The 11,439-nt window shown below is 66.6% G+C and carries 11 protein-coding genes; 3 read left to right on the forward strand and 8 right to left on the reverse strand.

The features are described from left to right. Nucleotides 1-40 precede the first annotated feature (40 nt). Entirely contained in the window at nt 41-1,354 is a 1,314-nt protein-coding gene (locus tag A7V84_RS09815; protein WP_025513045.1) for an MFS transporter, read from the forward strand. A gap of 17 nt (nt 1,355-1,371) precedes the next feature. Here the strand turns inward: A7V84_RS09815 and A7V84_RS09820 are convergent, their stop codons facing one another. Further along, complete coding sequence (locus A7V84_RS09820) at nt 1,372-2,373, reverse strand: AraC family transcriptional regulator (RefSeq protein WP_025513044.1); 1,002 nt, start codon at nt 2,371-2,373, stop codon at nt 1,372-1,374. Nucleotides 2,374-2,545: 172 nt separating this feature from the next. Here A7V84_RS09820 and A7V84_RS09825 point away from each other — a divergent pair, with 172 nt between their 5' ends. Beyond that, nucleotides 2,546-3,313, forward strand: coding sequence for an aldolase (locus A7V84_RS09825; RefSeq protein ID WP_025513043.1), 768 nt, complete (start codon nt 2,546-2,548; stop codon nt 3,311-3,313). Here A7V84_RS09825 and A7V84_RS09830 read toward each other — a convergent pair. The 5 genes from A7V84_RS09830 to phnD form a co-directional block, all read right to left on the reverse strand. Then, nucleotides 3,310-4,887, reverse strand: a complete 1,578-nt coding sequence (locus A7V84_RS09830; protein WP_063491836.1) for a CYTH and CHAD domain-containing protein — start codon at nt 4,885-4,887, stop codon at nt 3,310-3,312. The two genes, A7V84_RS09825 and A7V84_RS09830, sit on opposite strands and share 4 nt — an antisense overlap. Before the next feature lie 164 nt (nt 4,888-5,051). Continuing rightward, complete coding sequence (phnE, locus tag A7V84_RS09835; RefSeq protein ID WP_376765119.1) at nt 5,052-5,858, reverse strand: phosphonate ABC transporter, permease protein PhnE; 807 nt, start codon at nt 5,856-5,858, stop codon at nt 5,052-5,054. A 5-nt stretch (nt 5,859-5,863) separates the two neighbouring features. Beyond that, entirely contained in the window at nt 5,864-6,727 is an 864-nt protein-coding gene (phnE, locus tag A7V84_RS09840) for a phosphonate ABC transporter, permease protein PhnE (RefSeq protein ID WP_025513040.1), read from the reverse strand. Then, nucleotides 6,715-7,485 (reverse strand): phosphonate ABC transporter ATP-binding protein, encoded by a 771-nt coding sequence (gene phnC, locus A7V84_RS09845; RefSeq protein ID WP_025513039.1) that lies wholly within the window; start codon nt 7,483-7,485, stop codon nt 6,715-6,717. The genes phnE (A7V84_RS09840) and phnC overlap by 13 nt, the downstream gene beginning before the upstream one ends. A gap of 15 nt (nt 7,486-7,500) precedes the next feature. After that, nucleotides 7,501-8,499, reverse strand: a complete 999-nt coding sequence (gene phnD / locus A7V84_RS09850) for a phosphate/phosphite/phosphonate ABC transporter substrate-binding protein (protein ID WP_025513038.1) — start codon at nt 8,497-8,499, stop codon at nt 7,501-7,503. 268 nt (nt 8,500-8,767) lie between these two features. Between phnD and A7V84_RS09855 the strand changes: the two genes are divergently transcribed. After that, nucleotides 8,768-9,793: a MerR family transcriptional regulator gene (locus A7V84_RS09855; RefSeq protein WP_063492568.1), complete on the forward strand. Its 1,026-nt coding sequence runs from the start codon at nt 8,768-8,770 to the stop codon at nt 9,791-9,793. Here A7V84_RS09855 and A7V84_RS09860 read toward each other — a convergent pair whose 3' ends face one another. Together A7V84_RS09860 and A7V84_RS09865 are read right to left on the reverse strand one after the other, a co-directional pair. Further along, nucleotides 9,794-10,600 carry an IclR family transcriptional regulator gene (locus A7V84_RS09860; RefSeq protein WP_025513036.1) on the reverse strand — a complete coding sequence of 269 codons (807 nt, stop codon included), beginning with the start codon at nt 10,598-10,600 and terminating at the stop codon, nt 9,794-9,796. It lies immediately after the preceding gene. Between the two features lie 4 nt (nt 10,601-10,604). After that, complete coding sequence (locus tag A7V84_RS09865) at nt 10,605-11,414, reverse strand: HAD-IIB family hydrolase (protein WP_025513035.1); 810 nt, start codon at nt 11,412-11,414, stop codon at nt 10,605-10,607. Nucleotides 11,415-11,439 lie beyond the last annotated feature (25 nt).

The raw sequence follows: 11,439 nt of genomic DNA on the forward strand, positions 1-11,439 counted from the left end.
GGCCATTCATACCTATAAAAAATCACTTCGAGGAGACAGCATGGACGCCGTCCATTCATCGGGGGCCGCTGCTGCCCCAGGCAAAAAGCCCAATCTGTTGCGCGTGTCGGTGGCCACGGTCGTGGGTACGGCCGTGGAGGCCTTTGATTTCCTGGCGTATGGCACTGCCGCCGCGCTGGTGTTCAACAAACTGTTCTTTCCCCAGTTCGATCCGTTGACGGGAACGCTGGCGGCCTTTGCCGCCTTTGCCAGCGGCATGCTGGCGCGCCCCGTCGGCGGCATCCTGTTCGGCCATTTCGGCGACCGGGTCGGGCGCAAGTCCATGCTGACCTTCAGCCTGCTGATGATGGGCATCTGTACGGTGCTCATCGGTCTGTTGCCCACTTATGAGCAGATCGGCGTCTGGGCCCCCATCCTGCTGGTGGCATTGCGCATCGGCCAGGGCCTGTCTTTCGGCGGCGAGATGGGCGGCGCCATGCTGATGGCCGTCGAGCATGCGCCGCCGCGCTGGAAGGCGCTGTTCGGCAGCCTGCCGCTGGTGGGGGCGCCGCTGGGCATCCTGATGTCGGTGGGCGCCTTTGCACTGGTGACACGCCTGCCGGAAGAAGACTTCCTGTCCTGGGGGTGGCGCCTGCCCTTCCTGGCCAGTGCGGTGCTCATCGTGGTGGGCGTGCTGATCCGCCGGGGTATCGACGAGTCGCCGGACTTTGCGCGCGTCAAGGCCGAACGCACCCAGGTCAAGCTGCCCATCGTCGAGCTGTTGCGCCGCCATGGCCGCGCGTTGCTGCTGTGCATCGGCTGCAAGCTGGCCGAAGTGACGTTGATCTACACCTTCCTGGTGTTCTCGGTGTCGTATGCCGTCTCCAATCTCGGGTTCAGCCGCAGCGACGCCTTGCATGCACTGTTGTACGGCGCAGCCGTGCTGACCTTCACGATCCCCCTGTTCGGCCTGCTGGGCGATCGTTACGGGGCGCGACGAGTCTGCGGCTGGGGCGGAATACTGCTGGCCGTGATGGCCATCCCCATTTTCATGGCGGTCGGCAGCGGTTCGCTCATGGCCTACGGGATTGCGGTCTTCATCGCGATGGCGTTGAACTACGCAATGATGATCGCGCCGCAGTCCAGCCTCTATGCCGCCCAGTTTCCGCCCGAGCTGCGTTACTCGGGCCTGTCGATCGGCGTGCAGTTTTCGGCGGCCATCGGCGGCGGCCTGGCGCCCATGGTGTCGGCCATGCTGGTAGCGCGCTTTGACAGCATCGTGCCGGTGGGCGCCTATCTGGCGGTGCTGGGCCTGATCGCCGGCACGTCGGCTTTCCTGATGCGGCCGGCCGGGCAGGAGCGCCGCGCCGCCTGAGGCCTGCGGCCGGCCTCTCAGGAGGCCGGCCGCAGGCTTTCGCGATACTGGCTTGGCGGGCTGCCGAAGCGCTGCTGGAAGCGGCGGCTGAAATGGCTCGCATCCTGAAAGCCGCAGGACAGCGCAATATCCTTGACCGGCAGATGTTGTTTGCGAGGATCTTCCAGCGCCGCCCGCGCCAGTTGCAGGCGGCGTTCGCGCACATACTGGTTGTATTGCGTGCCCTGCATCTGAAACAGCCGGTGCACCCAGCGGCTGGAGACCCGCAGGGCCCGGGCGACAGCGGCCACCGACAGGTCGGCATCGGTGATATGGGCGTCCAGATAGCCGGTCAGGGCCTGCCAACTCTCGGCCGGGCCGCGTTGCGGTCCGGGTATCTGTTCCAGCGCCTGGCTGGTGTAGATGGCCGCCAGCAGGGAAATCAGAGCCTGTTCGGCAAACATGCCCGAGGCCGGGCTGCTCTCGTCCTGGTCGAAGAACACATGCGCCAGACAGCGGTGCGCGGTGCGCACCATGGGCAGCGCGGCGCTAGCACGCTGGGCGGTGAACTGCGAGCTGTCGTGCAAGTGCATGCCCAGCAGGCGCAGCAGCGAGCCCTTGATCACCACCAGGTGAGAGTCGGTCAGCATGCGCACTTCCGAGGGCAGGGCCGTAGTGCGAAAGATGATGTCGCCGGTCTCGACCGGCAGGCTGGCGCCGTTCTGGCTGATCACGCCATGTCCGGCGATCACGAAGCTGGCGAGAAATTCGGCCTGCAGGGCGTCGGCGGCATGTTCGGCCCGGTGGTGCACCGCGATCGGGGTGGACTCCAGGTTGACCGCCAGGCCGCCGGCGCGCAACCGGCATGCCTGCAGCCGCAGGCGCGGTTGCGCCGTCAGCGCCCGGAAATCGCCCGGCAGCACCAGCTTGTCGAGCTGGGCCTGGTAGCCGGAGAGTTCGGTTTCATAGAAGGGGCGAAAGCGCGGCGCGAAGTTCAGGTCCGGTTCTGCCGGACCGGGCGCGGGGGCGGAAGCGTGCATCACGAAAACCCTCAGACTTGCAAGGGCGGGCAGGCTGCCCGCCCGGCCATTGTATCGGGCCGCCGCCACCGCGCCGGGAGGTGGCAGGCATGGACAAGCGCAGTGCGCCTGCGGTCAAGCGCCGGGTGCGCGTGGCGCGGTGTAATCGCAGCTGAACCCCAATCAGGAGGCCATGGTGGACGACAAGCAGATGCAATCGGACGCGTTTTTCAAACGTTCGGCCAACAAACTGGATTTCGGCAACTGGACCATTCGCGAGAAGATCGCGCTCAGCTGTCGCATCCTGGCCAGCGAGGGGCATTCGGAGACCCTGGCCGGCCAGATCACTGTGCGCAACGACGATGGCAGCTATTACACCACCGCACTGGCGCAGGCCTTTGATGAGATCCGCCCCGAGGCCCTGATTCGCATCAATGAAGACATGGAGGTGCTGGAAGGCGAGGGCACGCCCAATCCGGCGGTTCGCTTTCATTTCTGGGTCTATCGTCATCGCCCCGAGGTGCGTTGCATCATCCACACCCACCCGCCGCACGTCTCGACGCTGGCCATGACCGGCCGTCCGCTGGTGGTGTCGCACATGGACGCCACGCCGTTTCACAATGACTGCGCTCACCTGAAAGAGTGGCCGGGCCTGCCCATCGCCGACCAGGAAGGCGAGATCATCTCGGGGGCTCTGGGTGACAAACGCTGCATTCTGCTGGCCAATCACGGTTTCCTGGCCGCGACCGCCTCGGTCGAAGAGTCCCTGTACCTGTCGGTGCTGATCGAGCGCGCGGCGCGCAACCAGTTGATGGCTGCGGCCGCGTATGGCGAAGTCAAGCCGGTCAATGATGCGCTGGCTGCGGAGTCGCATGACTTCCTGCTCAAGCCCAGCATCGTGCGGGCCAGCTTCGCCATGTTTGCGCGCCGTGTCGAGCGCGACCGCCCGCTGCCCGCTTAAGCGCGCCACAACCCCCGGTAGCGCGCCAGCTTGTCGAAGGCGGGCTGGGCGCGCGCCACCGGCGCCTGCAGGCGCGCGGCGATCCAGCCCAGTGCGAACCAGGCCTGGGGGTGTCGTTCGGTCAGGGCGCGATAGTGCTCGGCAGCCACCGCCAGATCGTTGATCTGGCCCAGCAGGTCCTGCAGCAGGGCCAGTTGCTTGCGGTAGCCGCGCAGCCGCGCGCGCGGCAGCAGGCTGTCAGCGAAACTCAGGCCATAGCGCAGCCGCTTGGCGCGCTTGCGCAGCTCGTGGCGGGCCGGCAGGTCCAGCTCGCCGAAGCGGCGTCCGTCTTCGATTACCTGACGATGCCATCGGCGCAGGCGGCGCAGCAGGAAGGGGCGCAAGGACGGGCGGGGCGGCGCGGCATCGAGCGGGATGATGGCCGGGGTCTGGGCATCGCCTGCCGGCAGCGTCAGCTGCGGCGCGGGAGCCGGGCGCACCTCCAGGCTCCAGGCATAAAGGGCCAGCAGCCAGGCTTGCAAGGCTGCGCTACGGCAAAGCGCGGCGGCGTCCACCGGCTCGCCGGCCGGTTCCTGCGCGATCGCGGGCATGCCGGCGCGAGCCAGCTCGGGGGCGATGCCGTCGGCCATCACGTCGCGGTCGCGGCTGGCTCCCAAGGCGGCGAAGTAGGTGCGCATGCCGTCGACCAGTTCGGGGGCGGGCGCTTCGATGGCGCCGTCGAACAGCCGCCATGCGGTGCGCAGGCGACGCATGCCGACCCGCATCTGGTGCACGTGCTCAGGGGTGCCGGCCGGATAGACGCCCGCGGTGTCCACCTCGGCCAGGACGGCAGCATTGCGGATGATCTGTTCCAGGCATTCGCCGGCGATGTGCGTCATGGCCTGGGCCGGGCTCATGGTGTCTTGCAAGGGCGTTGCCGCCGCCATGCGGGGCGCCCAGAAGCGCGCCACGCGCGATTGCGCATCTTTCTGGTCGCGTGTCGCCGACAACTCGGCGGCCAGCAGCGCCAGTTGATCGCCGCGCTCGGCCTTGCTGCGCACGTCCAGCACCAGGGCGTGGCGTTGCTGCCAATCCTGGCCGATGACGAAAATCGTTTCGGGCCGGCCATGCAGCAGTTCGAATTCGATCTCACAAACCGGCAGCTCCAGGCCTGCGGCGCGCAGCACCCCGCGGTCCAGCGCCGCCTCGACCGTGCCGCCCGGCACGCTCAGCTCGCAGCGCAGGCGCTGCACATCGGTTTCGTAATACACGCCCAGGGGGCCGCGGATGCGCGCCAGGGCGTCGCCCACCTCGCTGCCTGCATAGACCGACAGATCCAGCACCGGCCCGGGGCGCGGGTGGTTCAGTTCGATGCGGCTGATGGCGTTGGCGCCCGGCATCTTGACGGTCTGCACCCAGTCCTCGCCCTCCTGGCGCAGCCGCAGGGCAATGCGGGCCTGCACCAGTTCACGCTGGGGGGTGTCGAAGTACATGGCGCGCAGGGCCAGACCTGCCGCCTGATGGCGGCCCAGCTCCTCGGCGACCGCGTCGGCCGAGGCGGCCGGGACGTGCAGCTTCAATTCTTGTTCTGACATGACGGCAGGGCCCACAAAAAAGGACGATCGTACTCAGGGGAGCCGCCATTATTGATGACTTGTCGTAATCTTGAAATGCCCGCGTCCACGGGGGCGGACGACAACAATGCAACAGGCGCCCGAAGGCGCCTGTTGCATCAGCCAGCCAGAGGCGGGAAACCCGCTCAGAGGATGCGCTTGCGGGCTTGCGTGATGATGACCTCGGCCAGGATCACGACCGCGAAGATCGACGCCAGCACCAGCGCCACCCGGTCCCATTGGAACAGGTTCAGGGCCGTATCCAGCGCCATGCCGATACCGCCGGCGCCCACCAGGCCCAGCACCGCGGATTCGCGCACGTTGATGTCCCAGCGCAGCAGCACGATGGACCAGAACGCCGGCCGGATCTGGGGCCAGTAGCCGTACCAGAGCACCGCGCCCTTGCGTGCGCCGGTGGCCGTCAGGGCTTCGATCGGGCCGCGATGGGCCTGTTCGATCGCCTCGCCGACCAGCTTGCCGACAAAACCGATGGAGCGAAAGGCGATGGCCAGCGTGCCGGCCAGGGGGCCGGGCCCGAAGATCGCGATGAACAGCAGCGCCCACACCAGCGAGTTGACCGAGCGGCTGGACACCAGGATCAGTCGCGCCAGCTGGTTGAGCAGCCGGCTGGGGGTGAGGTTGTTGGCGGCCAGCAGGCCCACCGGCACCGCGAGCACCACCGACAGCATGGTGCCCAGGGTGGCGATGTGCAGCGTCTCGATCAGCGCGTCGTTGACGCCTTCGCCGTAGTAGCCCCAGTCGATCGGCCACATGCGTTGCAGCAGGTCGGCCATCTGTTCCGGCGCATCGTAGAGAAACTCCGGGATGACCTCGACGCTGCGCACGGCCTGCACCACTGCGGCCACGCCCAGCAGATAGAGCGCAAAGCGCAGCAGCCGCTGGCCCATGGTGTAGCGTTGCCAGTGGCTGCGGTCCAGGGAAGAGGAAGCCATGGTGGTCATTGTTTGGCTCCCGAGTTGCCCAGCCCGCGCGCGGCGTTAAAGCGTTTCTGCAGCACGCGGTCGAAGCTCCAGCCGTCCAGGAAGATGGCCCGCACCATGCCGGCCAGCAGTTCGCCCAGCATGATGATGGCGATCAGCGTGATCAGGATGGCAGACACGAAGTCGTAGTCAAAGCGCTGGAAGGCCGAGAACAGCGTGCCGCCGATACCGCCGGCGCCCACGATGCCGACCATGGTCGAATTGCGCAGGTTGGAGTCGAACTGGTAGGTGGAGAAGCCCACGAAGCGGGCGAACACCTGCGGCAGCACGCCGAAGATGATCACGTTGCCGAACGAGGCGCCGGTGGCGCGCACGGCTTCGACCTGCTTGAGCGAGATTTCCTCGATGGACTCGGTAAACAGCTTGCCGATGAAGCCGACCGATGCCACCGTCAGGGCCAGAATGCCGGCCAGGGCGCCAAAGCCCACCGCCTTGACGAACAGGATGGCCACGATCACCGGGTGCAGCGAACGGCAAAGGGCCACCACGGCGCGCGCGGGCCAGGAGATCCACGCCGGCATCATGTTGCGCGCGCCCATCAGGCCGATGGGCAGCGACAGCACGATGCCCAGCAGGGAGGCCAGCACGGCGATCTCAAGACTCTCGGCGATGCCTTTCCAGAGCGTATCCGGCTTCTGGAAGCTGGGCGGGAACATGCGCGCCAGGAAGGTCGAGGCGTGCCCCATGCCGTCGCTGATGCGGTTCCAGTTGAAGTCCAGCTGGGAGGCGGCATAGACCGCGTAGACCACCAGCAGCAGGGCGAACGCGCGGCTTTGCCAAGACAGGGCGAATGGGCGCCGTCCGCGGTTCACTGCAGCCACGACTCGCCTCCGTAGATGGCTTTGAGCTTGTCGGCATGCAGGCCTTCGCCATTGCCGTCATAGACGACGTGCCCGCCGGACATGCCGATGATGCGGGTGGCGTAGCGGCGGGCGAGCTCGACGTCGTGGATGTTGACCAGCACCGGGATGCCGTTGGCGTTGCCCTGTTCGGTCAGCAGTTCCATGATCTCCACCGAGGTCTTGGGGTCCAGCGAGGAGGTCGGTTCGTCGGCCAGCAGCAGTTGCGGGCGCTGCATCAGCGCGCGGGCAATGCCCACGCGCTGGCGCTGGCCGCCGGACAGCGCATCGGCGCGCTGGTCGGCAAAGCCGGCCAGCCCGACGGTGTCGAGCAAGGCGTAGGCGCGTTCGATGTCCGCCGGCTCGAAGCGGCGCATCCAGGCATTGAACACCGAGGTGTAGCCCAGGCGGCCGGTGAGCAGGTTTTCCATCACCGTCAGGCGTTCGACCAGGTTGTATTCCTGGAACACCATGCCGATGCGCCGGCGCGCATGCCGCAGCGCCGTGCCGCGCACGCGCGCCAGGTCCACGGAGGCGCCGTCGGCGTTGAGCACGATTTCGCCACGGGTCGGTTCGATCAGGCGGTTAACGCAGCGCAGCAGCGTGCTTTTGCCCGTGCCCGACGGCCCGATGATGGCCGTCAGGCCCTGGCCGGCCACTTCGAGATCGATGCCCTTGAGCACCGGCTGGCCGGCCCGGTACTCCTTGACCAGGCCGGAAATACGTAAAGACGTTGTCATAGTGAGGATTGCTGCTTATTTGCCTTTGCTCTTGGCGCTTTCGCGGTCGTAGGCGGCACGGTTGAACTTCTCGCCGCCGGACTCGGCCACTTCACGCACGATGGCCCAGTCTTTCTTGAAGGTCACCGGGTAGAAACGGTCCGCGCCATCGAAGGCTTTCTTCATTTCTTCGGGGAAGCGGTAGTCGTAGAAGCACTGCAGCATCTTGTCGCGGAACTTCGGCTCCAGGTCATGCGCGTAGGCGAACGAGGAGGTCGGGAACTTCTCGCTGCGATAGATCACGCGGAAATCCTCTTCCTTGACCTGGCCGCGTTCGACCATGCGCTTGAACACGTCGGAGGCCACGGCAGCGGCGTCGTAGTCGCCCGAGTTCACGCCCATGACCGACTGGTCATGCTTGCCCGAGAACACCACCTTGTAGTCCTTGTCGGGGGTCAGGCCTTCCTTGGGGAAGAGCGCCACCGGGGCCATGTGGCCGGAGTTCGACGAGGGGGCGGTGTGCGCCAGCTTCTTGCCCTTGAGGTCGGTCAGTTTCTCGAAGGGGCTGTCTTTCTTGACGATGACGATCAGGTTGTAGCCCTGGAAGTCGTCGGCATAGCCCTTGACCGCGAACGGCACGGCGCCGGCGATGTTGACGGCGAAGGCGGTCGGGCCGGTCGAGAAACCGCCCACATGCAGACGGCCCGAGCGCATGGCTTCGATTTCGGCGGCGTTGCTTTGCACCTGGTAGAACACCACGCGCTTGCCGGTGCACTCCGACAAATGCTTGGTGAACGGCTTGAAGATGTCTTCGTAGACGGCCGGGTCTTCCACGGGGGTGTAGGTGAAGACCAGGGTGGACGGCGTTTTCTGCTTGGCGGGATCGGTCGGCGTATCGGCCACCAGATCGTTGTTGGCGTCGCAGTACATCGTGTCCAGATCGCCCCGGTTGGGGCATTCGTCGGCGAAGGCAACCTGAGCGCCGGCACCCAGGGCAAGGGCAATGGCAGTGTGCAGCAAGTGCTTGGCGTGCATGTATTTCTCCTCTGTGCGTCCGAGTTGACGGCAAATTGTAGTGGTTGTTGATTCAAACACAAAAAAACGCGCGCGAAACTAAGGGGGTTCCCTGTTTTTATTTGCGAGTAAAGTTCGTTTTGATCTCTTTTTTTTCGTTTTAGCAGATTCGAGCAATTCTGTCGCCTTTCGATTTTCGCTTTCGCGCATGGCAGATTCATGACCCCGCTTGACCCTGACGCGACGTCAGGCCGGACAGTGGTATCCGCGCCACGCAAAGGAGGAAAACGTGCAATTGAGAATCGGTGAACTGGCTCGACGCAGCGGCCTGACGGTCCGCACACTGCATCACTACCATGCCATCGGCCTGCTCGTGCCTTCGGCGCGCGCCGACAACGGCTATCGGCTCTACGGCCGCGACGACATCGCGCGTCTGCACCGGATCCAGGCGTTGCGCCGCTTTGGGTTGCCGTTGGCCGACATCGGCGCCTACCTGGACGCGCCCGACATGCCCCTGGCCGGCCTTGTCGCACGGCAGATCGCCCAGCTGACCCGACAGATCGCCCAGGCAGACCGCCTGCGACAGCGGCTGTCGCAGCTGCAGGCGCAACTGCTCGACGGGGTCGAGCCGGAGTTGGGCGACTGGCTTACCACTTTGGAGTTGATGAGTATGTACGAGCGTTATTTTTCGCAGCAGGAGCTGCAGCGCCTGCCCATGTATCTGCGCGGCCCGGCCAGCGATGCCCCCTGGCGCGCGCTGGTCGAGGCGGTGCGGGCCTTGCGGCAGGCCGGCGTGCCGGCCGACGATGCGCGCGCCGGCGAGGTGGCGCGGCGCTGGATGGCGCAGCTGCAGCAGGATACCGGCGGCGACCCGAGGCTGCTGCTCAAGCTGGACCGCATGCACGCCGGCGAACCGGCCATGCAGGCCAGCATCGGTATCGAGCCGGCGTTGCGCGATTATGTGCTGGCCGCCTTCAATGAGACCCGCGTGCGCCTGTTCGAGCCGTACCTGACGCCGGCAGAGGGTGCGTATCTGCGGGCCAACTATGCCACACACGCTGCCCGGTGGCCTGCCCTGGTGGGGGAGGTGCGCGATGCCATCGAGGCCGGGCATGAGCCGGAGTCGCCGGTCGGCCTGGCCCTGGCGCGGCGCTGGATGGCGCTGTTTCGAGGTTATGCCGGCGATGATCCCGCCACGCATGCGCGCTTTCGCCTGGCCATGGCGCAGGAGCCGGCGCTTCGCGAAAGCAGCTGGCTCGACGAGACGGTGCTGGGATTCCTGCGTCAGAGCGCGGCTGCGCTGACGCAGGCCTGATCAGGCTGCGCCGGGGCGCCAGCCGAGCTTGCGCGAGATTTCCCGGGCGCAGGCCTGCAACGGCTGGGCGATGCTGCCGTTGCTGGAAACATCGAACAGGCCGCTGGGGCCGATGGCCGTGATGGCCAGCACCAGCTTGCCGGCATGATCGAAGACTGGCACCGACAGGGCGTCCACGCCGGGCAGCGGGTTGCCTACGGCGCGTGTCATGCCCTGCACCCTGATGTCGGCCAGGATGGCCTGCAGATGGGCCGGGCTGGCGGATTTGAGCGGCTGCGCCAGCGTCGAGGTGACCGCCGTGTCGTTCTCTTCGCGGGCGATGTAGTGCGCCGCCACCTTGGCGGGCAGCCAGGCCGCGAACACCAGCCCGGTGGCGGTGTTGAGCATCGACATGACGGTACCCTGGCGCATGTTGACGTGCACCGGATAGCTGGCTTCGGTGATGTGCACCATGGTTGGCCCGTGCGAGCCCAGCACGGCCAGGCCCACGGTGTGGCCGATGCCGGCCTGCAGCTGCGCCACCTCGGGCAGGGCGATGCGCACGGGGTCCAGCCGTTGCAGGCTGACCAGCCCCATCTGCAATGCGAAAGGGCCCAGTTCATAGTGACCGCTGACGCTGTCCTGCTGCACCAGCCCGACGCGGATGAAACTCACCAGATAGGGATGGGCCTTGGCCGAGGTCATGCCCGCGGCGCCGGCCAGATCGCGCAGCGTCAGCGGGCGGGCGGCCTCGACCAGCGCGGCCAGCAGGGGAAAGCCGACCTCGACCGACTGGATGCTGCGGCGCCCGTCGTTGGCGGTTGCCATGGGATCAGGCCCCGTGGCTGCGGCGCGCGGCCAGCAGGCGGTCAGCCATCTCGACAAAGCCCTCGCCGCCGCGCGACGGCGTCACGAAGGCCGGCTGGTGGCGGATGCGGTGCAATTGCGACTGGATGTTGGCCACGCCGACCGACAGCGGGAAGAACTCGAACATGGGTTCATCGTTGGGCGAATCGCCGATGAACAGCGTGGTGGCGAGCGCGCCCATGATGTCCTGGCCCAGCTCGCGCTCGAACAGGCGGCGCGTCATGCTGAGCTTGTCATAGTCGCCGTACCAGCCGTTGACGTGGATCGAACTGACCTTGGCCTGGGCGCCGGCTTGCTCGAAGATCTTCACGATGCGGGTGACGTCGTTCTCGGCCAGGGGCGGGACGTCCTCGCAGAAGTCGATGGCCAGGTCGGCCACGCGGAACGCCTGGTCGCTGGCCAGTGCCGAGCCCTTCACCTCGCTGAGCACGCGCGTCTGGATGGCAGCCAGCTTCTCGCGGTTGGCGCGGCGCTCGGCCTCATCGGCCCAGTAGTGGGTCTTCATGCGGTGGGCGCTGCGATCATAGGCGTAATAGAAGGCGCCGTTCTCGCCGACCACGGCACGCACCGGCCACATGCGCACGATGTGGTCGCACCAGCCGGCCGGCCGGCCCGTGATCGGGATGACGCGGATGCCGGCCTGCTCCAGGCGCTCCATCGCCGCATAGGCGGCTGCGGGCAGGCGGCCGTCGGTGGTGAGCGTGTCATCGATGTCGGTGAGCACCGTGCGCACCGAAGCGGCAATCGACGGGGCGAGGGCGGCAAGAGGCTGCATGAGAATCCTTTATCCGTAAGGCAGG

The organism is Bordetella trematum (assembly GCF_900078335.1).
In the GTDB taxonomy this organism is placed as follows: Bacteria; Pseudomonadota; Gammaproteobacteria; order Burkholderiales; family Burkholderiaceae_B; genus Bordetella; species Bordetella trematum.